Origin of the sequence: Pseudomonas sp. rhizo66, assembly GCF_031931925.1 — a bacterium.
Lineage (GTDB): Bacteria > Pseudomonadota > Gammaproteobacteria > Pseudomonadales > Pseudomonadaceae > Aquipseudomonas.
Map to the genome: position 1 here is coordinate 232,704 of NZ_JAUJWZ010000004.1, position 24,597 is coordinate 257,300.

Below are 24,597 nucleotides of genomic sequence, written 5' to 3' on the forward strand. Positions count from 1 at the left end.
GACCCTTTGAACTCCGCCAATCCCTGTGGGAGCGGGCTTGCCCCTGATGACGGCCTGACAGTCGACAACTGTGTTGAATGTTCTACCGCTATCGCTGGCAAGCCAGCTCCCACAAGGTCCTGTGGTGTTCGAACTGTTCGCGCTCTGACATTGCTCCGACGTAAATCTGTATTTTTCCTAGAAGAACCGCACACCCCGGGTGTGCAGGTTCTCACTGCGTGAGATTGCGTTATGGATGGTATTTTCCTGCAGCAACTGGTCAACGGCCTGACCCTCGGGTCGGTCTATGGCCTGATCGCCATCGGCTACACAATGGTCTACGGCATCATCGGCATGATCAACTTCGCCCACGGCGAGGTTTACATGATTTCCGCTTACCTGGCGGCAATCAGTCTGGCTCTGCTGGCTTACTTCGGTATCGAATCTTTCCCACTGCTGATGCTCGGCACTCTGATCTTCACCATCGTCGTCACGGCGGTATATGGCTGGGTCATCGAGCGTGTCGCTTACAAACCCCTGCGCAACTCCACCCGACTGGCACCGTTGATCAGCGCCATCGGCATCTCCCTGATCCTGCAAAACTACGCACAGATCGCCCAGGGTGCCAAGCAACAGGGTGTGCCTACCCTGCTGAGCGGTGCCTGGCGTGTTGAAGTCGGTACCGGCTTCGTGCAACTGACCTACACCAAAGTCTTCATCCTGGTGGCCGCCTTCGTCGGCATGGGGCTGCTGACCTATGTGATCAAATACACCAAGCTCGGACGCATGTGCCGTGCGACCCAGCAAGACCGCAAGATGGCTTCGATCCTCGGCATCAATACCGATCGGGTCATTTCCTATGTGTTCATCATCGGTGCAGCCATGGCGGCGCTGGCCGGCGTGCTGATCACCATGAACTACGGCACCTTCGACTTCTATGCCGGCTTCATTATCGGCATCAAGGCGTTTACCGCAGCGGTACTCGGCGGGATCGGTTCACTGCCTGGGGCAATGCTCGGCGGGATCATCCTCGGCATCTCCGAGTCGCTGTTCTCCGGCCTGGTCAACTCCGACTACAAAGACGTGTTCAGCTTCTCGCTGCTCGTACTTGTTCTGGTCTTCCGGCCGCAGGGCCTGTTGGGCCGTCCTCTTGTGTCGAAGGTGTAAGCGATGTCTTCAACCACTCAAAAAAGCATTGATATCAAAAAAAGCCTGGTTGAGGCGATTCTTGCCGGCCTGATTGCCCTGATCGTTTTTGGCCCGATTGTCGGTGTCGTGCTCGAAGGTTACAGCTTCAACCTCGAACCGACTCGCGTGGCCTGGATCATCGGCATTGTCATGGTCGGTCGCTTTGCCCTCAGCCTGTTCCTGCAAACACCCAAGGGCCTGAAGATTCTCGACGGATTCGAGAGTACCGGTTCCGGTGTGCATGTGCTGCCTGCCGATCACAAATCCTCGCTGCGCTGGATCATCCCGCTGCTGATTGTGCTGGCCGTCATCGTGCCGTTTGTCTCCAATTCCTATCTGCTGGGCGTGGTCATCCTCGGGCTGATCTACGTTCTGCTGGGGTTGGGGTTGAACATCGTGGTCGGTCTGGCCGGTCTGCTCGACCTCGGTTACGTGGCGTTCTACGCCATCGGTGCCTATGGTCTGGCGCTCGGTTATCAGTATCTCGGCCTAGGCTTCTGGACGGTGTTGCCGCTGGCGGCGATCACTGCCGGGCTGGCCGGTTGCATCCTCGGCTTCCCGGTGCTGCGTCTGCATGGCGACTACCTGGCGATCGTGACGCTGGGCTTCGGTGAAATCATTCGCCTGGTCCTCAACAACTGGTTGTCGCTGACCGGCGGCCCGAACGGCATGCCAGCACCGCTGCCGACGTTCTTCGGTCTGGAGTTCGGCAAGCGGGCGAAGGATGGCGGGGTGCCGTTTCACGAGTTCTTCGGCATCGCCTACAACCCGGACGTGAAGTACTACTTCATCTACGCGGTGTTGTTCCTCGTGGTGTTGGCTGTGCTGTACATCAAGCATCGGCTGGTGAAAATGCCGGTCGGTCGCGCCTGGGAAGCCTTGCGTGAAGACGAAATCGCCTGCCGCTCGATGGGCCTCAACCACGTGCTGGTCAAGCTCTCGGCGTTCACCATCGGTGCGTCGACCGCAGGTCTGGCCGGTGTGTTCTTCGCGACTTACCAAGGCTTCGTCAACCCGACCTCGTTCACCTTCTTCGAATCGGCGTTGATCCTCGCCATCGTCGTGCTCGGCGGCATGGGCTCGACCATCGGTGTGGTGATCGCCGCGTTCGTACTGACTGTCGCCCCGGAATTGCTTCGCGGCTTCGCCGAGTATCGCGTGCTGCTGTTCGGCATCCTGATGGTGTTGATGATGATCTGGCGACCACGCGGGCTGATTCGCATCAGCCGTACCGGGGTCACTCCACGCAAAGGTGCCATTCACTATGAGAGGACTGCGCCATGAGTGAAGTCGTACTCTCTGTTGAAAAACTGATGATGCATTTCGGTGGCATCAAGGCGTTGAGCGATGTCAGCCTGAAGGTCAAACGCAACTCGATCTTCGCCTTGATCGGCCCCAACGGCGCCGGCAAGACCACCGTGTTCAACTGCCTGACCGGTTTCTATAAAGCCTCGGGCGGCAAGATCGAACTCAACGTGCGCGGCCAGCAGACCAACGTCATTCAGTTGCTGGGCGAATCGTTCAAACCGACCGACTTCGTTTCGCCGAAATCTTTCCTCAGCCGCCTGTACTACAAGATGTTCGGCGGCACCCATCTGGTGAACCGTGCAGGCCTGGCGCGAACCTTCCAGAACATTCGCCTGTTCAAGGAAATGTCGGTGCTGGAAAACCTGCTGGTGGCCCAGCACATGTGGGTCAACCGCAACATGCTCGCCGGCATCCTCAACACCAAGGGCTACCGCAAGGCCGAAAGCGACGCGCTGGATTGCGCGTTCTACTGGCTGGAAGTGGTCGATCTGGTGGATTGCGCCAACCGGCTCGCCGGTGAACTCTCGTACGGTCAACAGCGTCGTCTGGAGATCGCCCGGGCCATGTGCACGCGGCCGCAGATCATCTGTCTCGACGAACCCGCCGCCGGCCTCAACCCTCAGGAAACCGAAGCGCTCAGCGCGATGATCCGGTTGCTGCGCGACGAGCATGATTTGACCGTGGTGCTGATTGAACACGACATGGGCATGGTGATGAGTATTTCCGATCACATCGTGGTGCTGGACCACGGCGTCGTCATCGCTGAAGGCGGGCCTGAAGCGATCCGCAATGATCCAAAAGTGATCGCGGCCTATCTGGGCGCCGATGAAGAGGAAGTGGCATGACCCAACCGATCCTCGAACTCAAAGACCTCGACGTCTTTTACGGCCCGATTCAGGCCCTCAAAGGTGTCTCGCTGCAAATCAACGAAGGGGAAACCGTCAGCCTGATCGGCTCCAACGGCGCGGGCAAATCGACGTTGCTGATGTCGATCTTCGGCCAGCCACGGGCGGCGGGCGGGCAGATCCTGTATCAAGGCGTCGACATCACCCACAAGTCCTCGCACTACATCGCCTCCAACGGCATCGCGCAATCGCCGGAAGGGCGGCGAGTGTTCCCCGACATGACCGTCGAGGAAAACCTGCTGATGGGCACCATCCCGATTGGCGACAAGTACGCCAAAGAGGACATGCAGCGCATGTTCGAGCTGTTCCCACGGCTTGAAGAGCGGCGCAATCAGCGGGCGATGACCATGTCCGGGGGGGAGCAGCAAATGCTCGCCATTGCCCGGGCGTTGATGAGTCGGCCGAAGTTGTTGCTGCTTGATGAACCTAGCCTCGGCCTGGCACCGATCGTGGTGAAGCAGATCTTCGCAACCCTGCGCGAATTGGCGAAAACCGGCATGACCATCTTCCTGGTCGAGCAGAACGCCAACCATGCGCTGAAGCTGTCGGACCGCGCATATGTGATGGTCAACGGCGAGATTCGCCTGACGGGCACGGGCAAAGAGTTGCTGGTGAACGAGGAGGTTCGTAACGCCTATCTGGGCGGGCACTGATTCTTTTCGCGTTATGCACAGCCCCGGCGACGCAAGTCCCGGGGCTTTTTCATTCCTCAAACATACCGCACGCCTGTGTAGGAGCTGCCGAAGGCTGCGATCTTTTGATGTTGTCTTTAAAGACCAAAAGATCGCAGCCTTTGGCTGCTCCTACAGGGAATTGATCAGTGATTTCAAGTCTTGCGTGGAATTGTGGAAAACAAATTCCCCAAGCTGCCAAAGCGCGACATATAGACGCTGCAAATGGCTGTTTTTCCACAGTTTTGACTTGTCCCCGGTTACTGTGGAGCTGGCTGTGAATAACGTGGGTGTATATAGCTGCACGCCTTGTAATACGTGGCCTGCAAGGATGTGGCTGTTTTTTGATCAGACGTTTTTACAGGAGTCGAAGACGTCGTTGTCAACCTTTTTATAGACGTCACTCCATTGATCATTACCCGTCGACGAGCCTGTGGATAAGTCTGTGATTAAACTCTGGAAAGACGGCGCTGAGGGCCGTAATTACTGGCCTCGCGCAATCACTGCGTTGACCGGTCGGTCGTGCAAAACGCCATAGGCCGCACATCTGCCGCTTCAGGGTCAAGCAAAAAACTTTCTATTTCCCCCGCAAAGCCTTGTATGGCGCGGCTTTGCGCGATTCCAGTTGCCCCCGGAAACTGTGGAAGGGACTGTGGATAACATGCGTGCACATGGCTACAGGCCACGGTGGCTATGGCGTTGGCAGGGTTGTTTGTTTTTTGTACAGGTTGTGGGAGTTGCCCGTGAATGCGCGGGCGGGCATGCTGCCTGCTGATTTTCAAATCCAAGGCCTGCCCCGGCGGCCGAAGCAAGGAGAACACGATGTCCAACACCCTGTTTATCACCGGCGCGACGTCCGGATTTGGTGAAGCCTGTGCCCGCCGTTTTGCCGAGGCTGGCTGGAAACTGGTGCTGACCGGCCGTCGTGAAGAACGCCTCACCGCCCTGTGTGCTGAATTGTCGAAGCAAACCGAAGTGCATGGCCTGGTGCTCGATGTGCGTGATCGCAAGGCGATGGAGGAGGCGATTGCCAACTTGCCGCCATCGTTCGCCAAACTGCGTGGCCTGATCAACAACGCAGGTCTGGCCCTGGGCGTGGACCCAGCGCCGAAATGCGATCTGGACGATTGGGACACCATGGTCGACACCAACGTCAAAGGCTTGATGTACGCCACCCGCTTGCTATTGCCGCGCCTGATTGCCCATGGCCGTGGCGCCGGCATCGTCAACCTTGGCTCCATCGCGGGCAACTATCCGTACCCGGGCAGCCATGTGTATGGCGCGACCAAAGCGTTCGTTAAACAGTTCTCGCTGAACCTGCGCTGCGACTTGCAGGGCACGGGGGTGCGGGTCAGCAACATCGAGCCAGGGCTGTGCGAGAGTGAGTTCTCGCTGGTGCGTTTTGCCGGTGATCAGGAACGCTACAACGCGACCTACGCGGGTGCCGAACCGATCCAGCCGCAGGACATTGCCGAGACGATTTTCTGGGTGATGAATGCGCCGGCGCACATCAACATCAACAGCCTGGAATTGATGCCGGTGAGCCAGACTTGGGCCGGGTTTGCCATTGAGCGCAATAAGGCCTGACACCGCGTTACGGCCAATCGCTGGCAAGCCAGATCCCACAGGTTTATTGGCGTACACAAATCTTGTGAACGGCTCGATACTTGTGGCAGCTGGCTTGCCAGCGATGAGGCCAGAACAGGCAAAAAATGGCGATAAGGTAAACTCCCCTCGCAACAACCCAACCGCACCCCGCGGTTTTCAAGGTTTTTCGAGGAGTCAAAGTGAGTAACCGAGGTGAGCAGGCACTGCTCAAACAATCGACCATTCTGATGTTGGCTGTGGCGATTGCCGGGATCGTCACCGGTTTTGTTTCTGGTTCGCAATCCATCCTGTTCGATGGTTTTTTCTCGCTGATCGCAACGTTCATCAAAGTCCTGATGCTGATCACCGCCAAGCTGATCGCCAAGGAGAGCAACCACCGTTTCCAGTTCGGTTTCTGGCATCTGGAGCCGATGGTGCTGCTGATCGAAGGCAGCTTTCTGATGCTGATCGCGATCTACGCGTTTCTCAACGGCGTGTTCGGCATCATCAACGGTGGCCGTGAGATCGAGCTGGGGCTGGTGATCATTTATGCAGCGGTGTTTACCGTTGTCGAGTTCGCCTACTTCTTCTACGTGCGGCACCGCAATCGCAAGCTCAAATCCAGCCTGATCCAGTTCGACAACATCAGTTGGCTGGTGGACGCGATGCTGTCTGTGGGCCTGTTGATCAGTTTCCTCGCGGCGCTGCTGCTCAAGTCTCAGGGCTATGGCCAGTGGGCGGTGTATGTCGACCCGCTGATCCTGATCGTGCTGGCGCTGACCATGCTGCCGCCGGCGTTCAAGATCCTTGGCCCGGCGCTGCGCGATGTCCTGGGGATTGCCCCGGACACGCTGGATGATCAGGTGCGCCAGGTAATGGATGCAGCGAAAACCGAGCATGGTTTCGACGATTACGTGTCGTACGTGCAGAAGCACGGCCGGGCGCGGTTCATCGAGATTCATGTGGTGTTGCCGGCGGATTATGCGCTGAGCAATGTCGGACAGCTGGATGCGCTGCGTGAGGAGATTTCCGCGAAGCTGGGCAAGCCGGATGCGGCGCGCTGGCTGACCATCAGCTTTACCGGTGACAAGAAGTGGATCGCTTAGAGACCGCATAACGGCCATTCGTCGGATCGCCGCCCGGAGCAGGCTCGCTCCCACATTGAATTGCGCTGAACACACTATTTGTGAACCGCACAATCAACTGTGGGAGCGAGCCTGCTCGCGAAAGCGATCTATAAGTCAGCGAAGATATTCAGCCAGGCCGCTATAGCAAGTCGCCAAGTGGTAAGGGGTCGTCGATGGCATGTCCTTGCGGCTGACCTCACCCTGTTCATCCCGGCACTCATGCCAGCCGCCGGCATGCAGAAACCGCTGCCGCAATGCCTGTAACTGGCGCAGCGCCACCACTTCACTGCCCTGACGCAAGGTCAGCGCGCGCAGATATTCCGCCTGCGCCCAGATCCGCTGGGTCGAGTCTCGCGGGCGTCCATTCGTTTCCAGATCGAGCATCGCCCGTACCGCACCGGATGGCTGCACCACACCGTATTGCTCGGTGAACGCAAATGCGCGATCAAGCGCCCCGTGCAGTTTCGAACCACGTAACAATGCCGATGATTCGAGCAGGAAATACCACTCGAATTGATGCCCCGGCTCATACCAGTTATCCACAGCGCCGAGCGGTTTCTCCATCAACACGCCATGCTGCGGGTCGACGAAGTGCTTGTGCATGGCAGTGCATAACTCCAGCAACGCTTTCTGCGTCTGGGCATCTTCGCGCACGGCGAGGGTGGCAAGAAATGCTTCGGCCAGGTGCATCAACGGGTTCTGCAGTGGACCGGTTTGCAGGGTGATCCAGTCGCGTTCCAGACAGGCTTCGTACAAACCGTCGCCTGTCGCAAAGCGCCGGCCAATGATTTCCAGCGCTGCATTCAGCGTCGATTCGACCAGCGGATCGCCTGACTTCTCCCAGTAATGCGCGCAAGCAAACAGGATAAAGGCGTGGGTGTAGAGATCCTTGCGCTGATCCAGCGGTTTGCCCAGGGCGTCGATGCTGTAGAACCAGCCGCCATGCTCGGCATCGTGGAAGTGCCGTTGCAGCGAGCGAAACAGCGCTGCTGCGCGTACGTCAGCGTTATCCACAATCCCGATCAGACTGGAAAACAGATACAACTGCCGTGCGCAGGCCATCGCTCGATAGCGTTGCGGTGGCAGTGGTTGGTGTGTGGCGTCCAGCGCCTCATAAGGAAGCGCCATGTCGGCATTCCAGCCCGGGCCTTGCCAGAGCGGCACGATCACGTTGACGAAGTGCTGCTGCACAGCGCCGAACAGGGCAGTCAATTCGGGCAGGGAGGTGGAGCGAGAAGCGTGGGGCATGGGCGGACGTCGTCACGGCTGAGGCGATTGCGCGACATGGTAGCAGAGCGGCAGGCTTTAGAGGTTTGGTGTCTGATCGGCCGTCATAGCTGGCGAGCCAGCTCCCACAAGGATATTTGGTGTTCACACAATTGTGGACTTACCCAAAAACCTGTGGGAGCTGGCTTGCCAGCGATGAGGCCGGCCCAGGCGATAGAGATCAGCCTGCCAACAACCAGGCGCCAGTCACCGCCGAAGCCGCTCCTGCCAACCGCACCAATGGTGCAGCAGCTTGAGGCAGGAACCGCACCACGCCATAACCCGCCGCATGCAGTGCAGCCGTCGCGACGACGAAACCTGCCGCATACGCCCAAGGACTGCTCATGTCCGGCAGTTCCAAGCCATGCGCCACGCCATGGAACAACGCAAACAGCGCCGTCGCCGCTACTGCCATGACCAATGGCGGACGCACCGCCAGGGCCACCGCCAGACCCAGCGCCAGTACCGACGCGGCGATCCCGCTTTCCAGCGCTGGCAACTCTAGCCCTTCAAAACCGAGCAAGCCGCCGATCAGCATGGTGCCGACAAACGTGCACGGCAGCGCCCAGCGCGCGGCGCCTTGCTGCTGCGCGGCCCACAAACCGACAGCCACCATCGCCAGCAAATGGTCGAGACCGCCAATCGGGTGACTGATGCCGGCGACCAGACCGCTGTCGCCATGCCCAGGGTGAGCGAAGGCCAATGCTGGCGTCAGTAGCAGCGCCACAGCGCCGAGAATACGTTTGAGTGTCATGGATAAGCTTCCTTGTTGAGCAGTGAATCAGGCTGCGGTCAGCAGGCCCTGGCGTTCGATGAAGGCGATGATTTGCTCAAGGCCCTGACCGGTTTTCTGGTTGCTGAAGACGAACGGCTTGCCGTTGCGCATGCGTTTTGTGTCGCTGTCCATCATTTCCAGCGAGGCGCCCACCAGCGGCGCCAGGTCGATCTTGTTGATCACCAGCAGATCGGATTTGCAGATCCCCGGCCCGCCCTTGCGCGGCAGCTTGTCGCCGGCCGAGACGTCGATCACGTAGATGGTCAGGTCGGACAATTCCGGGCTGAAAGTCGCCGACAGGTTGTCGCCGCCGGATTCCACCAGAATCAGATCCAGCCCCGGAAAGCGCCGGTTCAGTTGATCCACCGCTTCAAGGTTGATCGAGGCATCTTCGCGGATCGCCGTGTGCGGGCAGCCGCCGGTTTCCACGCCGATGATCCGCTCCGGTGCGAGGGCTTCGTTGCGCACGAGGAAATCGGCGTCTTCACGGGTGTAGATATCGTTGGTGACCACGGCGAGGTTGTAGCGCTCGCGCAGGGCCAGGCACAGGGCCAGGGTCAACGCGGTTTTGCCGGAACCGACCGGGCCGCCGATGCCGACGCGCAGAGGTTGTGTGTTCATCGAGTGTTTCTCCTAAGAACGGAAGAGTCGGCTGTACTGGCGCTCGTGGGCCATGCACGCCAGGGACAGACCGAACGCGGCGCTGCCCATGTGTTCGGGGTTGATTCGGCTGGCGTCTTGCTGCGCTTGTTGCAGCAGCGGCAGCAGTTCGCTGGTCAGGCGCTGGGCGGCTTGCTGGCCCAGTGGCAGGGTTTTCATCAGTACGGCAAGCTGGTTTTCCAGCCAGCTCCACAACCACGCGGCGAGGGCGTCTTGCGGGCAGATACCCCAGGCGCGCGCGGCCAGCGCCCAGCACAGGGCCAGATGCGGTTCCGGGCATTGATCGAGAAAGGCGCGGGCCGGCGCGTCGAGTTCCGGCAAACCATTGAGCAGTTGCTGCAACGAATAGCCCATCTGCCGGCTCTCCAGATGTAACTCCCGCGTCTCGCGGCTGGCGCGATGGCTTTCGCACAGGATCTGTAGCTCGGCCCATTGCTCATCCGCCGCCGCCTGACAATGTGCGAGCAGCAATGGCGCTTCGAAGCGGGCGAGGTTGAGCAACAACTGATCGCTGATCCAGCGCCGGGCACTGTCCGGGTTGTTCACGCGGCCGTTATCCACAGCCATTTCCAGGCCTTGCGAATAGCTGTAGCCGCCAATCGGCAATTGCGGACTGGCCAGGCGCAGCAGCGCCCAGGCCGGATTCACAGGCGTACGCCGAACTGATGGAGTTTCGGCGCGTAGTTGAAGTCTTCGTCGCCGTGGCGTGAATGGTGATGGCCGCCGCCATAGGCGCCGTGTTCCGGCTGGAACGGCGCTTCTACGGCTTCGACTTGAGCGCCGAGTTGTTCCAGCATCGCCTTGAGCACGTAATCGTCGAGCAGGCGCAGCCAGCCATCGCCGACTTGCAGGGCAACGTGGCGGTTACCCAAGTGATAAGCGGCGCGGGTCAGTTCGAAGGCATTGGCGCAGGTGACGTGCAGTAGTTGCTCGGGGCGGGCGCAGACACGGACGATGCGGCCGTCTTCAGCCTGTAGGCATTCGCCGTCATACAGCGGCGACTGACCGCGCTCCAAAAACAACCCGACGTCTTCGCCCTCGGCACTGAAACAGCGCAAACGGCTTTTGCTCCGTGCTTCGAAGGTCAGGTGCAACTCGGCGGCCCAGACGGGTTGAGGGTCGATTCTGCGGTGAATCACCAGCATCGGAAAGCTTCCAGCTATGGACAATACTCTGGCTAGAGCAAGGGCCTTGCCAATCGGACGGGATGTAGGAAATCCCTGTCGGAGCGTAGCGGATGTTTCAAGATGTTGCGGGATTTTGGAATGTTTTGGTGCATGAAGGTTTTTACATGCACCAAATGGAGGCTGATGCGCCGAACCAAATGTGGGAGCGAGCCTGCTCGCGAATGCGCTGGGGCAGTGATGTAGATGTTGGCTGACACGACGCCTTCGCGAGCAGGCTCGTTCCCACAGGGGGAATTTGTTGTGTCAGTAATAAGGGGGAGTTACTCGGTACTGCCCAGCCCTTGCCAGTGCTTGAGGCCGATAAAGATGAAGCGCAGTTGCTGGGTGATCTTTGCCTGTGGCGTCAGATGCTCCGGCAGGGCTTCGGCCGGCGGGTCGATGATGTCGGGGAGGGTAGCGAACACCGATTTGACGATCAGGTCGGCAATTACACTCAGGCCGGCGGCGTTCAGATGCTGAAGCTTGGGCATCATCGTCAGGTCGGCCGCCAGGTCGGAACTGATGTTCTCGCGCAACCGGCCAATTGCCTGACGCACTGGCAGCGAACCGCCGTACTGTTCACGGGCGAGAAACAGGAATTGCGAGCGATTGGCGCTGACCACGTCAAGGAAGATCCGCACCGAAGCATCGATGATGCCGCCCATGACGAATTCGTTGTGCCGCACCAAACGGATGGTTTCACGAAAGGTCTGGCCGACTTCACTGACCAGCACCAGGCCCAGCTCATCCATATCGGCAAAATGCCGGTAGAAACCGGTGGGCACGATCCCGGCGGTTTTGGTCACTTCGCGCAGGCTCAGGCTGCCGAATCCTCGGCCGCTTTCCATGAGGTGGCGGGCAGCGTCCATCAAGGCGTTGCGGGTCTGTTGTTTCTGTTCGGCGCGGGGCAGCATCGCAGGGTGTGTTCTTTGGCAGGACAAGCGCCGCACTCTAGCAAATCGGCTTTGTCGGCGTCGAACGGGAGGACATGTAGCGAAGGATTTCACCAGCCAGGAAAGTCAAAAGCCCAATCCGGTGATTGGGCTTTTTTTCGCGGCCGCCATGGGCTTAGCTCAGGGCGCTGTTGCGTTCGATCACACGGTCACCACCACCTTCGGCGAGTGCTTGACCCAGTGGGGTTTTGTCGAAGCCGTCGTCAGCCAGGGTCTGGCCTTGTGGAGTGCGCTCGCTACCGTCGGAAGCCAGGGTCTGGCCTTGTGGGGTGCGCTCGCTACCGTCGGAAGCCAGGGTCTGGCCTTGTGGGGTGCGCTCGCTGCCGTCGGATGCCAGAGTCTGACCTTGTGGGGTCTTGTCGTAGCCGTCCTGAACCAGACCTTTCTCTTCCAGACGATCACGGCCGCCTTCAGCCAGGGTCTGGCCTTGTGGGGTACGGTCCGAACCATCAGCTGCTACGGTCTGGCTGAACACCGAGTGGCTGTCTTTTACTTGCGGAGTAGCCTGATCGGCAGCGGGCAGGGCGAAAGCAGTGCTGGCTAGCATCGACAGGGTAAGGCTGAGCAGTAATTGGCGTTTCATGATGGGTTGCTCCTTGGGAGGGCGATAAAGTGGGTACGAGGGCAATGCTACTCTCGATAAGTCGATATAAAAGTTCATAAACGCAATGGTAATAATCAACAGAATTGATTGTTCTGCCCGAAGGCTCTAGATCGGGCCTTTGCGGGCGACGGTTTTGCACCGAGGTGGGTATTTCCGACTCACTCGCGCCTCGCAAAAGTGCGGGTCGCGGTAACACTGTTCGACTGATTGGTCAGATTTCGCGCGACTTTTTGCGCGTTAATCGGCCTTTCGATTAAACCTGCGACTCGTTTGCCAGTCGTAGATTTCATAGGGGCCGCTTTGGCCCGCCGTTTCAGCCGTACGCCGCAGTCTTTGCGTGCGGTCGTGATCAGGAGCTTTGTGCATGACGCGCACTGGAAAAATCTTCAGCTGGACCTTCGCCATTCTCGTGCTGCTACTGGCCGTGCTGGTGTTGATCATCGTGTTCTTCGACTGGAACCGGATCAAACCGCCGCTCAACGCCAAAGTCTCGGAAGAACTGCACCGACCGTTTGCCATCAACGGCAACCTTGCGGTGATCTGGCAGCGCGAGCCGGACGAGGGCGGCTGGCGTTCCTGGGTGCCGTGGCCGCACGTGGTCGCTGAGGATTTGAGCCTGGGCAACCCGGACTGGTCAAAGAAGCCGCAGATGGTCACGCTCAAACGCGTTGAGCTGCGCATTTCGCCGTTGGCGCTGCTGGCGCAACGGGTGGTGATCCCGCGCATCGATCTGACCGAACCCAATGCCGAGTTGCAACGTTTGGCCGATGGTCGAGCGAACTGGGTATTCAAGTTCGATCCGAAGGATCCCAACGCCGAGCCGTCGAATTGGGTCGTCGACATCGGCGCCATCGGTTTCGACAAGGGCCACGTCACCCTCGACGATCAAACGCTCAAAACCAATCTCGATGTGCTGATTGATCCGTTGGGTAAACCGATTCCGTATAGCGACATCGTGGGTGCCAAAGCGGCGAAGACTGCCCAGGACAAGGGCGGTGCACCGCAGGATTACGCGTTTGCCTTGAAGGTCAAAGGCCAATACCACGGCCAGAAACTGACCGGCCAAGGCAAGATCGGTGGGCTGCTCGCCTTGCAGGATGCGCGCAAGCCATTCCCGCTGCAGGCCCAGGCGAAGATCGGCGATACCAGCATCGAACTGGCCGGCACGCTGACCGATCCCCTCAACCTCGGCGCCCTCGATCTGCGCCTGAAACTCGCCGGTGCCAGCCTCGGCAATCTTTACCCGCTGACTGGCGTGACCCTGCCGGACACCCCACCGTACGCCACCGACGGCCATTTGATCGCCAAGCTGCACGACGAGGCCGGGGCGAAATTTACCTATGAGCAGTTCAACGGCAAGATCGGCAGCAGCGACATCCATGGCGACCTGACCTACGTCGCCAGCCAGCCACGGCCGAAGCTCAGCGGCGCGTTGCTCTCCAATCAACTGTTGTTCGCTGACCTCGCACCGCTGATCGGCGCCGACTCCAATGACAAGCAAAAGGCGCGCGGTGGCGAGAGCAAACAGCCGGCCGATAAAGTGCTGCCGGTGGAAGAGTTCAAGACTGACCGCTGGCGCGCGATGGATGCCGACGTCGAGTTCACCGGCAAGCGCATCGTCCACAGCGAGAAACTGCCGTTCAATGACCTCTATACCCACCTGAAACTCGACGACGGCGAACTGAGCCTTGAGCCACTGCGCTTCGGCGTCGCTGGCGGCAATCTTGATGCACAGATTCGCCTCAACGGTCGCACCGAGCCACTGGAAGGCCGGGCGAAACTGACTGCGCGCAGGTTCAAACTCAAAGAGCTGTTCCCGACTTTCGAACCGATGAAGACCAGTTTTGGTGAGCTGAATGGCGACGCCGATATCACTGGTCGCGGCAACTCGGTGGCCAAGCTGCTGGGCGGCGCCAACGGCAAATTGAAGATGTTGATCAACGACGGCGCGATCAGCCGTGAGCTGATGGAACTGGCCGGGCTCAACGTCGGCAACTATGTGGTCGGCAAGATCTTTGGCGACAAGGAAGTGAAGATCAACTGCGCGGCGGCGGACTTCGACATCAAGACCGGTCTGGCGACCACGCAGTTGTTTGTCTTCGATACCGAGAACGCGATCATCTATATCGACGGCACGGCGAACATGGCCACCGAGCAGCTCGATCTGACCGTGACCCCGGAATCCAAAGGCTGGCGGTTGATTTCCCTGCGTTCGCCGCTGTATGTACGCGGCAAGTTCATCAAGCCGGATGCCGGCGTGAAGGCTGTGCCGCTGATGTTGCGCGGGGCGGGGATGGTTGCGCTGGGTGTGATCGCTGCGCCGGCGGCGGGGCTGTTGGCGCTGGTGGCGCCGAGTGGTGGCGAGCCGAATCAGTGTGCGCCGTTGCTGGAGCAGATGAAGGCGGGCAAGGCGCCCGTTACCGTAAAACCCACTAAATAAGAGCCAGATCAAAAGATCGTAGCCTTCGGCCGCTCCTACCTTGGAATGCATTTCCATGTAGGAGCGGCCGAAGGCTGCGATCTTTTTGCTTCTGTTGCGGCCCCTTCGCGAGCAGGCGGTTTTAATGTTTTACAGGTCGTTCAGGATGTCAGCCATGTCATCGGCATGCTCTTCTTCCTGCGCCAGAATATCTTCGAAGATACGCCGCGTAGTCGGGTCTTTCTCGCCGATGTACTGGATGATTTCGCGATAGCTGTCGATGGCGATCCGCTCGGCAACGAGGTCTTCGTAGACCATCTCTTTGAGGGTGTTGCCGGCCACGTATTGCGCGTGGGACATCTTCGACAGCATGTCGGGGTTGAACTCGGGCTCGCCACCCAACTGCACAATGCGCTCGGCCAGACGGTCAGCGTGCTGGGCTTCCTGGGTGGCGTGCTCGAGAAACTCTTCAGCCGCCACATGGGCTTTCACACCATTGGCCATGAAATAGTGGCGCTTGTAGCGCAGCACGCAGACCAGTTCAGTGGCCAGCGATTCATTAAGCAAGCGCAGCACCTCTTCACGGTCGGCGCTGTAGCCCTCGGTGACGGCGCCGTTTTCGACGTGTTGGCGCGCACGTTCGCGCAAGGTTTGAACATCTGACAGATGCAGGTCGTCGCTCATTTCGATCTCCTGGAGGCTAATCCGATTGTCGCCACGTTCTGTGGACGCGGTCGCTACCTAAGCTGTGAGTCATGAGCGTTGCAAAAAGTTTTATCGGTTTACGCAACCCCTGTCGGAGCCGCCGAAGGCTGCGATCTTGGCGCCAGCCCGGACAAAACTGCCTCCTCGCGCAACCAGGCAAAAAATGCCCGCACCGGCGGATGCCGCTCGCGCCCCGGCACACACAACGCGCTGTACCCGGCACCATCGACCTGAACCTGGCCCATGAACGGCACCAGCAAACCACTGGCGACACTCTCCGACACCAGAATATTGCTCGCCAGCACCAGCCCTTGCCCGGCGATCGCTGCTTGCAGGGCGTAATGCTCCTCATCGTATTCGCGCATGGCCGGTGGCTGATTCAACCAGTTTGCGCCGGCCTTGGCGCACCAGGCTTCCCAGCCATGGGCATACAGTTTCGAGTTGTGCCAGCGCACGCTGATTAACGTTGGCGTGCGCCGCGCCGCCAGCGCCACTTGCTCGGGCGAGCCGTACACGCCGAACGATTCATCGAACAGGCACAGGCCATACAGGTTCGGGTAATCGTCGAGGCTATAGCGCAAAACCAGATCGACACTGGCGTCCTGATGCAGATCGATGACTTCGCAGTGGGTATCGAGGCGCACGTTGATGTTCGGATGTTGCGCGTAAAAGCGCCCGAGACGCGGCACCAGCCAAAGCGCAGCGAATGCTGCGGTGGTCGACAGCGTCAACGTGCTGCCGCTGCGTTGCGGGCGCAGGGTGTCGACGCTTTGTGCCACCTCCAGCAATGCGCCGTGCAGGCTGCGAAACAGGCGTTCGCCGCCCTCGGTCAGGCGCACCTGGCGCGGCAGGCGTTCAAACAACGCGACACCGAGCCAGTCTTCCAGCGAACGGATCTGATGAGAAATCGCGGTGGGCGTGACCGACAGCTCTTCGGCGGCAGCCTTGAAACTCAGCAATCGTGATGCCGATTCAAAGGCGCGCAGGGCGGTCAGGGGTAGCGAGGCGAACATCGGAAACTCCATGGATGAAATGAATTCATCCCGAATGATTTTTGCTCATTTGAGAAGAAGCGACGGCGAGCTGCAAGCTGCAAGCCACAAGCAGTTTGATTCTAGTCCGGAGGATTTACAGATGAGCAGGATTCTTGCGATTCATGCCAGCCCGCGTGGCGACCGTTCGCACTCGCGGCGGCTGGCGGAAGTTTTTCTCAGCGCCTGGCAGGTGCGTCATTCACAGGCGCAGGTGACTCGGCGTGAAGTCGGTCGAGCGCTGATTCCCGCCGTCAATGAAGCCTTTGTCGCCGCCGCGTTTTATCCACAGCCTGAAGCGCGTCCATTGTCGATGCAGGCCGATCTGGCACTGAGCGATCAACTGGTCGGCGAGTTGTTCGACCACGACCTGCTGCTGATTTCCACGCCGATGTACAACTTCAGCGTGCCCAGTGGCCTCAAGGCCTGGGTCGATCAGATCGTGCGTCTTGGCCTGACCTTCGATCACACGCTGGACAATGGCGTCGCCCAGTACACCCCGCTGTTGCAGGGCAAGAAGGCGTTGATCGTCACCAGTCGCGGTGGTTTCGGTTTCGGCCCGGGTGGTGAGCTGGAAGCCTTGAACCACGCTGATCCATGGCTGCGTACGGCACTGGGGTTCATCGGCATTAACGACGTCACCGTGGTCGCGGCCGAGGGCGAAGAGTCCGCCGAACGCACCTTCGCGGTGTCGGTGGCCGAGGCGGAGCAGCGTTTGCTCAGCCTTGCCCGGGAGTTCTAGGTGGCCTGGCTGTGCCTGCTGATCGCCGCCGGGTTTGAAGTGACCTTCGCCATGGGCATGAAGTACGCCGAAGGTTTCACCCGGCTCTGGCCGTCGTTGATCACGGTGATTGCGGCGGTCGGCGGGATATATTTCCTGACGCTGGCAATGCGCGAGTTGCCGGTGAGCATCGCCTACCCGATCTGGACGGCGATTGGCTCGCTCGGCACGGTGTTCCTCGGCTTTGCCTTGCTGGGGGAAAGTCTGACGCTGGTCAAACTGGTTTCGGTAGGGCTGATTGTGGCGGGGGTGGTGGGCCTGAAGTAGGCTGGTCGTTGAGCTGTCATCATCAGGGAGGATGCTTGGCGGGCGTTTTGCACGCCTTAGCATCCACTCACCGACCACAAGGATGTTTGCCCATGTCGACGCGTTATCCACTGGTGCTGGTGCCCGGTATGCTCGGGTTTATCCGGCTGGTTCTCTATCCGTACTGGTACGGCATCATCAAGGCATTGCGCCGTGGCGGTGCGACGGTGATTGCGGTACAGGTGTCGCCGCTGCATTCGACGGAAGTGCGCGGCGAGCAGTTGCTGGCGCGGATCGATGAGATCTTGCGCGAGACCGGGGCGCACAAGGTCAACCTGTTCGGCCACAGTCAGGGTTCGCTGACGGCGCGCTATGCGGCGGCGAAGCGGCCGGATCTGGTGGCGTCGGTTACATCGGTCGCAGGACCGAATCATGGTTCGGAACTGGCTGACTATCTGCAAAAACACTACCCGGCGGACAGCGCCAAGGGCCGTCTGCTTGAAGCATTGCTGCGTTTTGTCGGCTGGCTGATGGCGCTGCTGGAGACCAGTTACCACGGGCCGAAACTGCCAGTGGATATTCATGCCTCGCACCAATCGCTGACGACTGAGGGTGTTGCGCTGTTCAATCAGCGTTATCCACAGGGCTTGCCTGAAACTTGGGGTGGGCACGGGCCGGAGGAGGTCAATGGTGTGCGTTATTACTCATGGTCAGGGACGTTGCAACCGGGCAAGACTGATCGTGGCGGTAATCTGTTCGACGGCACCAATCGCAGCTGTCGCCTGTTTGCGAAAACCTTCGTGCGCGAGCCGGGGCAGTGCGACGGCATGGTCGGGCGTTACAGCTCGCATCTGGGCACGGTGATTGGCGATGACTATCCGCTGGATCATTTCGACATTGTTAACCAGTCGCTGGGGCTGGTCGGCAAGGGGGCGGATCCGGTGCGGCTGTTTGTCGAGCATGCGGCGCGGCTTGAGGCTGCCGGTCTTTAGGATCAAAAGATCGCAGCCTTCGGCAACTCCTACAGGTTCGGTGTCGAACGCAAATTTTGTGAACGCCCCGAACTCATGTAGGAGCTGCCGCAGGCTGCGATCTTTTCCATCAGGCAACGCTGATCCGGCGGCCCAACACGGTGGTCCAACGCTCGGAAAGAATCACCCCGCCCAACGTCAACAACCCGCCCACCAGGTGATACATCGCCAACTGTTCCTTCAACACCACCGCCGCAATCAGCGCAGTAATCAACGGCAGCAAGTTAAAGAACAATGTTGTCCGGCTCGGCCCCAACCGCTGCACCGCCTGCATCCACGCCAGCGGCGCGAGCATCGACGCCAACAGACACGCATACAGCACCAGTGGAATGTTCTGCAGGGTCAAACCAGTCTTCGGCGAAACGACATACAGCGGAAACAACACAACGATCGCCACCAACACCTGCAAATACAGCAACACCAGAGGCGGCAGGCGCAGCTGCCATTTTTTCAGCAGGGTGCTGTAGATCGCGTAGGCCAGGGTGGCGATCAGCATCATCGCATCACCCATGTTCACCCCGTGTTGCAGTAGAGCACCGAGGCTGCCGGACGACACCACCACCAACACACCGGCAAACGACAAGACTGCGCCGACCAGCGCGCCGGCGGTCAGGCGCTGGCCAAGGCTGATGATCGCCATGGCCAGCGACATCAACGGCATCAGCGACAGGATAATGCCCATGTTGGTCGCGGTGGTCAGGGTTGCGGCGAAGTAGGCGAGGCTTTGATACACCGCCATGCCGAGTACGCCGAGGATGAAAATCCTGCCCAGGTTCGGACGGATCTGCGGCCAGTGCGCAATCACCGCTTTGAGCATGAACGGGGTGAACAGCAAACCGGCGAGCAGCCAGCGATAGAAACCGATTTCGGCGGGGAAAATTGCCCCGACTGCGAGTTTGTTGATCACGGTATTGCCGGCCCAGATAAAAATCGCCAGCAGCGGAAACGCGTATTGCATGAGTTGAAACCATTACGTTGATGAAGGGCGATTATCCCTTGTCTGGATGCAAGCCTATACTGCGAACCGGACAACCTGCCTCTGAAACCGGACAGCATGAACAGCAAACACATCGATCTGCTGGATTTCTGCGAACTGCCGTCGGCGGTGTACTTCCGCTACGCCGACTTCAATGCCCATGAATTCGCCGCGCCCCATCGTCATCCGTGGGGCACGCTGGAGTACGCCGCGCACGGCGTGCTGCACATGGACGTCGATGGCAGCCGCTTCATGTCGCCGCCGCAGTACGCGGTGTGGGTGCCGCCGCAGGTCGAGCACAGTTTCTACAGCCATCAACCGGTCAACTATCGCGCGGTGTGCCTCGACCCCAAGGTCTGCGCCGAACTGCCCAAGCGCGCCTGTACCCTGGCGATCAGCGACATTCTCAAGGCGATTCTCAAAGACTTCGCCGCCCGCGACGTGAAGATTCCCGAACGCGATGCCGATCAGCGCCTGGCGCAGGTATTGGTCGATCAACTGCAACAGGCGCCGGTGCACGAATGCTATCTGCCGTACGCGAGCAGTCCGGGGTTGCTGGCGATCCTCGAAACCTTGCAGGCCGAGCCGGGTAACAATCAGCCGCTGGCGCATTGGGCGCTGCAAGTGCATGTCAGCGAACGCACGCTGGCCCGGCAATTCGTCCGTGAACTGGGGATGAGTTTTGGCGAGTGGCGCCAGCGTCTGCGCTATCTCGCCGCAATCGAGGCGCTGGAGACTTCGCGCAGCGTGCAAGAGATTGCTTTTGATCTCGGTTACAGCAGCGGCTCGGCATTTATTGCCATGTTCGCGCGGCAGGCTGGGTGTACGCCGGAGCAGTATCGGCGTAGCCATCTGGAAGGCAGGAAGGTGTAACAAGATTTGGCTACACTCCAGCAGAGGCCGCCCCCATCGGAGCGGCGACAAGGAGAAAACTCCATGAAGATGTTGCGTGTGCCGTTGTTGATGATTGGTTTGCTCCTGTGTTCCCAAGGTTTCGCCGCCACGGCGCAACAGAACAAAATGACCACCTGCAATGCCGATGCGACCGCCAAGAGTCTGAAAGGCGATGAGCGCAAAGCCTTCATGAGCACCTGCCTCAAGGCAACGCCTGCGGCCAACGATGCCAAAGCCCTGACCCCGCAGCAGCAGAAAATGAAAACCTGCAACGCCGATGCCGCCACCAAAGCCCTGACCGGCGATGCGCGCAAGACCTTCATGAGTGATTGCCTGAAGAAAAAATAACCTGGTTCTGTGGGGGGCCGCCCACCCTGACCCTCTCCCAGAGGGAGAGGGTACTGACCGTGTTGTTTTCAGATATCCATCGACCTGAACTATCTGGCCGATTCTGGATTCAATACAGGACTGGAAGGTCGCCGGTTTTCTTCGCCATTCCTCGATCGGTTCCCTCTCCCTCCGGGAGAGGGCTAGGGTGAGGGCTGGATCTCAAGCCGTGCAGCAAAAACCGAAACACCGCATATACCTAGTGCTCCCCCGGGAACGCTGGCAGACTGCCAATCCTTTTACGCCGTTCGTTTTGAGGCTGTATGCCAACGTTTTCTGAGCGTCATGTAGTGTTCTGGGTCAGTTGCATCATCATTTTTGGCGGTTTGCTCCTGGTGCTGCCGCTGCGCTTGTTGCCGAGCCTGCTGGCCGGGCTGCTGGTATTCGAACTGGTCAACATGCTCACCCCGCAACTGCAACGGCTGATCGAAGGCCGCCGCGCGCGTTGGCTGGCGGTGGCGTTGCTGGGCACGCTGGTCGTCAGCGTGCTGGCGTTGATCTTCGCCGGCGCCATCAGCTTTCTGCTGCATGAAGCGGAAAACCCCGGCGCTTCCCTCGACAAGTTCATGGGTGTGGTCGACCGCGCGCGTGGGCAATTGCCGCCGTTTATCGACGCCTATCTGCCGGCCAGTGCTGCAGAATTTCGCGTAGCGATAGGTGAGTGGATGGGCAAGCACCTGTCCGACCTGCAGCTGGTCGGCAAAGACGCGGCGCACATGTTCGTGACGCTGCTGATCGGCATGGTGCTCGGTGCGATCATTGCTTTGCAGCGCATCCCCGACGTCACCAAGCGCAAACCGCTGGCGGCGGCGCTGTTCGACCGCTTGCACCTGTTGGTGCAGGCCTTCCGCAACATCGTGTTTGCGCAAATCAAGATTTCCTTACTGAACACCGTGTTCACCGGGATCTTCCTGGCGGTCATCCTGCCGATGCTTGGAATCAAGTTGCCGCTGACCAAAACCCTGATCGTGTTGACCTTCCTGCTCGGCCTGCTGCCGGTGATCGGCAACCTGATGTCGAACACGCTGATCACCATCGTCGGCCTGTCACTGTCGATCTGGGTGGCGATTGCTGCGCTGGGTTATCTGATTTTTATCCACAAGCTCGAGTACTTCCTCAACGCGCGCATTGTCGGCGGGCAAATCAGTGCCAAGTCGTGGGAGTTGCTGCTGGCGATGCTGGTGTTCGAGGCGGCATTCGGCCTGCCGGGGGTGGTGGCGGGGCCGATTTATTATGCGTACCTGAAGAGTGAATTGAAGCTGGGCGGGATGGTGTAACCGATGGATCTGTGGTGCCTGATCTGACGCCTTCGCGAGCAAGCTCGCTCCCACATGGGATTGCATTTCAACTGAAGGAATGCGGTCAAATGTGGGAGCGAGCTTGCTCGCGAAAGGCGCGACGCCGATTTCAGGTCAGGCCATCGCGCCGTAGCGTTTCATCGCTTCAATCGCCAGACCGCTACCAATGCTGCCGAAGATATTCCCTTCGACATGCCGTGCATTCGGCAACATCGCCGAAACACTGTTGCGCAGCGCCGGAATGCCGCTCGAACCACCGGTGAAGAACACCGTGTCGACCTGTTCCACTGCGACGCCGGCATCGTTCAGCAACTGGGTAACACTGCCGCGTACCCGCTCCAGCAACGCATCAATCGCCGATTCAAACAGCGCTCGGGTCAGCTCAACACTCAAACCGGCTTCGATGCGGTCCAGCGGCACGTGGCGGCTGTCGGTGTGGGTCAACTGGATCTTGGTTTCTTCGACTTCCATTGCCAGCCAGTGCCCGGCACGTTGTTCGATCAGCTTGAACAAGCGATCGATGCCGCCGGTGTCTTCGATGTCGTAGCGCATGCTGCCCAGCGCCAGGCTGGATTTCTGCGAGTACACCGAGTTGATGGTGTGCCAGGTCGCCAGGTTCATGTGGTGGCTGGTCGGCATGTAGGCGCCGCTCTTCATGCGGCTGCCGTAGCCGAACAGCGGCATCAGACCTTGCAGGCTCAGCTGTTTGTCGAAATCGGTCCCGCCGATGTGCACACCGCCGGTGGCGAGGATGTCATCGTGACGGTTATCGAGGCCACGACGCTCTGGCGACAGGCGCACCAGCGAGAAGTCGGAGGTACCACCGCCGATGTCGACGATCAGCACCAGTTCTTCTTTCTCGATGGTCGACTCGTAGTCGAAGGCCGCGGCGATCGGCTCGTACTGGAACGACACGTCCTTGAAGCCGATCTTGCGCGCCACTTCGACCAGGGTGTCTTCGGCTTCCTGATCAGCCAGTGGATCATCATCGACGAAGAACACCGGACGCCCGAGCACCACCTGCTCGAATTCCCGACCGGCGGCGGTTTCGGCGCGGCTCTTCAGTTGGCCGATGAACAGGCCGAGCAAGTCCTTGAACGGCATAGCGGTGCCGAGGACGCTGGTGTCGTGCTTGATCAGCTTGGAACCGAGCAGGCTTTTCAGCGAGCGCATCAGCCGGCCTTCGTAGCCTTCCAGGTACTCGTGCAACGCCAGACGACCGTACACCGGACGGCGTTCCTCAATGTTGAAGAAGACCACCGACGGCAGGGTGATCTTGTCGTCTTCCAGCGCGATCATCGTTTCCATGCCGGGGCGCAGCCAGCCGACGGTGGAGTTGGACGTGCCGAAGTCGATGCCGCAGGCACGGGCTGGAGAGGCGTCTTTCATGTCTTTCGGTTCCGGTCAAAAAAACGGCCGCGCAGTGTATGTCAGTGCGCGCCAGATTCGAAGGCCGGTCATCTGCTATTTCACGACTAAACTGCCTTGAAAGCTCCGACTTTGCCCCAAACTTGCTGGCATGGGCCGGCAGAACCACCGGCGGTCACCAGAACCGCCGTCCACTGCCGATAAACTTCTGCTGCGCCACCCGGTCACAAACTTGAGATCGGTCAACCCGGCACGCGCGAATGAGCGCATGCTGGTCTCGGCGCGAAATCGATAACGGACGGTGATTCCTTCGATGGACTTCAAAGACTATTACAAGATACTCGGCGTGGAGCCGACAGCAGACGACAAGGCAATCAAGGCTGCCTATCGCAAGCTGGCGCGCAAATACCACCCCGATGTCAGCAAGGAAAAGGACGCCGAGGCCAAATTCAAAGACGCCTCGGAAGCCTATGAAGCGCTGAAAAGCGCCGACAAACGCGCCGAATACGACGAGCTGCGTCGTTATGGTCAGCACGGTCAGCCGTTTCAGGGCCCACCGGGCTGGCAGAGCCGTGGCGGTTTTGGCGGCGGCGGTGGCGACACCGGCGACTTCTCGGACTTCTTCAGTTCGATCTTCGGCAATCGCGGCCCCGGTTTCGGTGGCGGCGACGGTCGGCAACAACGCAGTACCGGGCGCCGAGGGCAAGACGTGGAAATGGAACTGCCGATCTTCCTTGAGGAGACGCTGGCGAACGAGTCGAAGAAAGTCACCTTCCAGGTGCCGCAATACAACGCCAACGGCCAGCACGTCAGCAACACCAGCAAGAGCCTGAACGTGAAGATCCCGGCCGGCGTGACCGACGGCGAGCGCATCCGCCTCAAGGGCCAGGGCGCACCGGGCGTTGGTGGCGGGGCGAATGGCGACCTGTATCTGACCATTCGTTTTGCGCCGCACCCGAAATTCGATGTCGAAGGCGAAAACCTCATCATCACCTTGCCGCTGGCGCCGTGGGAGCTGGCGCTGGGCGCCGAAGTGGCCGTGCCGACCCTGACCGGCAAGATCAACCTCAAGGTCCCTGCCGGCAGCCAGAACGGTCAGCGCATGCGCGCCAAGGGCCATGGCCTGAAAAACAAGGCCGGTGAGCGCGGTTACCTGTTCGTCCAGCTCAAGGCTGTAATGCCGAAAGCCGCTGACGACGAGGTCAAGGCGCTGTGGCAGGAACTGGCGAAGAAAGCCGCCTTCAATCCGCGAGAGAACTTCTGAATTCGACG

25 protein-coding genes are annotated in these 24,597 nt (G+C 59.6%); 14 read left to right on the forward strand and 11 right to left on the reverse strand.

All coding sequences use genetic code 11. From position 1 onward, the window contains the following. Positions 1 to 231 precede the first annotated feature (231 nt). The 6 genes from QZR14_RS06855 to QZR14_RS06880 all read left to right on the forward strand — a co-directional run bounded on the left by QZR14_RS06855 (position 232) and on the right by QZR14_RS06880 (position 6,744). Positions 232 to 1,146: an ABC transporter permease subunit gene (locus tag QZR14_RS06855; RefSeq protein WP_311996196.1), complete on the forward strand. Its 915-nt coding sequence runs from the start codon at positions 232 to 234 to the stop codon at positions 1,144 to 1,146. 3 nt (positions 1,147 to 1,149) lie between these two features. Next, positions 1,150 to 2,451, forward strand: a complete 1,302-nt coding sequence (gene livM / locus QZR14_RS06860; RefSeq protein WP_038360429.1) for a high-affinity branched-chain amino acid ABC transporter permease LivM — start codon at positions 1,150 to 1,152, stop codon at positions 2,449 to 2,451. Beyond that, positions 2,448 to 3,320, forward strand: coding sequence for an ABC transporter ATP-binding protein (locus tag QZR14_RS06865; RefSeq protein ID WP_250602961.1), 873 nt, complete (start codon positions 2,448 to 2,450; stop codon positions 3,318 to 3,320). Before livM ends, QZR14_RS06865 begins: the two co-directional genes overlap by 4 nt. Beyond that, the gene (locus QZR14_RS06870) at positions 3,317 to 4,033 is read left to right on the forward strand and encodes an ABC transporter ATP-binding protein (protein ID WP_064388664.1); all 717 of its coding nucleotides are present in this window, start codon (positions 3,317 to 3,319) and stop codon (positions 4,031 to 4,033) included. Before QZR14_RS06865 ends, QZR14_RS06870 begins: the two co-directional genes overlap by 4 nt. A gap of 840 nt (positions 4,034 to 4,873) precedes the next feature. Beyond that, entirely contained in the window at positions 4,874 to 5,638 is a 765-nt protein-coding gene (locus QZR14_RS06875) for an SDR family oxidoreductase (RefSeq protein ID WP_102899433.1), read from the forward strand. Positions 5,639 to 5,838: 200 nt separating this feature from the next. Next, the gene (locus QZR14_RS06880; protein ID WP_250602962.1) at positions 5,839 to 6,744 is read left to right on the forward strand and encodes a cation diffusion facilitator family transporter; all 906 of its coding nucleotides are present in this window, start codon (positions 5,839 to 5,841) and stop codon (positions 6,742 to 6,744) included. Positions 6,745 to 6,879: 135 nt separating this feature from the next. On the opposite strand, the gene QZR14_RS06885 is transcribed toward QZR14_RS06880, so the two are convergent. The 7 genes from QZR14_RS06885 to QZR14_RS06915 form a co-directional block, all read right to left on the reverse strand. Continuing rightward, positions 6,880 to 8,013: an AGE family epimerase/isomerase gene (locus tag QZR14_RS06885; protein WP_311996197.1), complete on the reverse strand. Its 1,134-nt coding sequence runs from the start codon at positions 8,011 to 8,013 to the stop codon at positions 6,880 to 6,882. 199 nt (positions 8,014 to 8,212) lie between these two features. Beyond that, positions 8,213 to 8,785 (reverse strand): HupE/UreJ family protein, encoded by a 573-nt coding sequence (locus tag QZR14_RS06890; protein ID WP_250602964.1) that lies wholly within the window; start codon positions 8,783 to 8,785, stop codon positions 8,213 to 8,215. A gap of 27 nt (positions 8,786 to 8,812) precedes the next feature. Beyond that, entirely contained in the window at positions 8,813 to 9,427 is a 615-nt protein-coding gene (gene ureG, locus QZR14_RS06895; protein WP_007915910.1) for an urease accessory protein UreG, read from the reverse strand. 12 nt (positions 9,428 to 9,439) lie between these two features. Continuing rightward, positions 9,440 to 10,114, reverse strand: coding sequence for an urease accessory protein UreF (locus QZR14_RS06900; protein WP_250602965.1), 675 nt, complete (start codon positions 10,112 to 10,114; stop codon positions 9,440 to 9,442). After that, positions 10,111 to 10,611 carry an urease accessory protein UreE gene (gene ureE, locus QZR14_RS06905; protein ID WP_311996198.1) on the reverse strand — a complete coding sequence of 167 codons (501 nt, stop codon included), beginning with the start codon at positions 10,609 to 10,611 and terminating at the stop codon, positions 10,111 to 10,113. Before ureE ends, QZR14_RS06900 begins: the two co-directional genes overlap by 4 nt. Before the next feature lie 302 nt (positions 10,612 to 10,913). Then, the gene (locus QZR14_RS06910; RefSeq protein WP_311996199.1) at positions 10,914 to 11,546 is read right to left on the reverse strand and encodes a TetR family transcriptional regulator; all 633 of its coding nucleotides are present in this window, start codon (positions 11,544 to 11,546) and stop codon (positions 10,914 to 10,916) included. Between the two features lie 154 nt (positions 11,547 to 11,700). Beyond that, complete coding sequence (locus tag QZR14_RS06915; protein WP_250602967.1) at positions 11,701 to 12,168, reverse strand: hypothetical protein; 468 nt, start codon at positions 12,166 to 12,168, stop codon at positions 11,701 to 11,703. A gap of 385 nt (positions 12,169 to 12,553) precedes the next feature. Between QZR14_RS06915 and QZR14_RS06920 the strand changes: the two genes are divergently transcribed. Then, positions 12,554 to 14,629: an AsmA family protein gene (locus QZR14_RS06920; RefSeq protein WP_311996200.1), complete on the forward strand. Its 2,076-nt coding sequence runs from the start codon at positions 12,554 to 12,556 to the stop codon at positions 14,627 to 14,629. Positions 14,630 to 14,758: 129 nt separating this feature from the next. On the opposite strand, the gene QZR14_RS06925 is transcribed toward QZR14_RS06920, so the two are convergent. Further along, a complete protein-coding gene (locus tag QZR14_RS06925) occupies positions 14,759 to 15,292 on the reverse strand; it encodes a ferritin-like domain-containing protein (protein ID WP_093430205.1) in 534 nt (177 codons plus the stop codon). Between the two features lie 98 nt (positions 15,293 to 15,390). Further along, positions 15,391 to 16,338: a LysR substrate-binding domain-containing protein gene (locus QZR14_RS06930; RefSeq protein ID WP_250602969.1), complete on the reverse strand. Its 948-nt coding sequence runs from the start codon at positions 16,336 to 16,338 to the stop codon at positions 15,391 to 15,393. A gap of 109 nt (positions 16,339 to 16,447) precedes the next feature. On the opposite strand from QZR14_RS06930, the gene QZR14_RS06935 reads away from it, so the two are divergent. The 3 genes from QZR14_RS06935 to QZR14_RS06945 all read left to right on the forward strand — a co-directional run bounded on the left by QZR14_RS06935 (position 16,448) and on the right by QZR14_RS06945 (position 18,363). Continuing rightward, on the forward strand, positions 16,448 to 17,086 hold the full coding sequence (locus QZR14_RS06935) for an FMN-dependent NADH-azoreductase (RefSeq protein ID WP_250602970.1): 639 nt from the start codon (positions 16,448 to 16,450) through the stop codon (positions 17,084 to 17,086). Further along, entirely contained in the window at positions 17,087 to 17,392 is a 306-nt protein-coding gene (locus QZR14_RS06940) for a DMT family transporter (RefSeq protein ID WP_250602971.1), read from the forward strand. Between the two features lie 92 nt (positions 17,393 to 17,484). Next, positions 17,485 to 18,363, forward strand: a complete 879-nt coding sequence (locus tag QZR14_RS06945) for a triacylglycerol lipase (protein ID WP_311996201.1) — start codon at positions 17,485 to 17,487, stop codon at positions 18,361 to 18,363. Positions 18,364 to 18,472: 109 nt separating this feature from the next. On the opposite strand, the gene QZR14_RS06950 is transcribed toward QZR14_RS06945, so the two are convergent. After that, entirely contained in the window at positions 18,473 to 19,360 is an 888-nt protein-coding gene (locus QZR14_RS06950; RefSeq protein WP_311996202.1) for a DMT family transporter, read from the reverse strand. Between the two features lie 96 nt (positions 19,361 to 19,456). On the opposite strand from QZR14_RS06950, the gene QZR14_RS06955 reads away from it, so the two are divergent. The 3 genes from QZR14_RS06955 to QZR14_RS06965 all read left to right on the forward strand — a co-directional run bounded on the left by QZR14_RS06955 (position 19,457) and on the right by QZR14_RS06965 (position 21,936). Further along, positions 19,457 to 20,251: an AraC family transcriptional regulator gene (locus tag QZR14_RS06955; RefSeq protein ID WP_311996203.1), complete on the forward strand. Its 795-nt coding sequence runs from the start codon at positions 19,457 to 19,459 to the stop codon at positions 20,249 to 20,251. A gap of 63 nt (positions 20,252 to 20,314) precedes the next feature. After that, entirely contained in the window at positions 20,315 to 20,620 is a 306-nt protein-coding gene (locus QZR14_RS06960) for a PsiF family protein (RefSeq protein WP_085746533.1), read from the forward strand. Positions 20,621 to 20,922: 302 nt separating this feature from the next. Continuing rightward, positions 20,923 to 21,936 carry an AI-2E family transporter gene (locus QZR14_RS06965; protein WP_311996204.1) on the forward strand — a complete coding sequence of 338 codons (1,014 nt, stop codon included), beginning with the start codon at positions 20,923 to 20,925 and terminating at the stop codon, positions 21,934 to 21,936. Positions 21,937 to 22,071: 135 nt separating this feature from the next. On the opposite strand, the gene QZR14_RS06970 is transcribed toward QZR14_RS06965, so the two are convergent. Next, positions 22,072 to 23,346 (reverse strand): Hsp70 family protein, encoded by a 1,275-nt coding sequence (locus QZR14_RS06970; RefSeq protein ID WP_123448433.1) that lies wholly within the window; start codon positions 23,344 to 23,346, stop codon positions 22,072 to 22,074. Positions 23,347 to 23,638: 292 nt separating this feature from the next. Here QZR14_RS06970 and QZR14_RS06975 point away from each other — a divergent pair, with 292 nt between their 5' ends. After that, the gene (locus tag QZR14_RS06975; RefSeq protein ID WP_311996205.1) at positions 23,639 to 24,589 is read left to right on the forward strand and encodes a DnaJ C-terminal domain-containing protein; all 951 of its coding nucleotides are present in this window, start codon (positions 23,639 to 23,641) and stop codon (positions 24,587 to 24,589) included. Positions 24,590 to 24,597 lie beyond the last annotated feature (8 nt).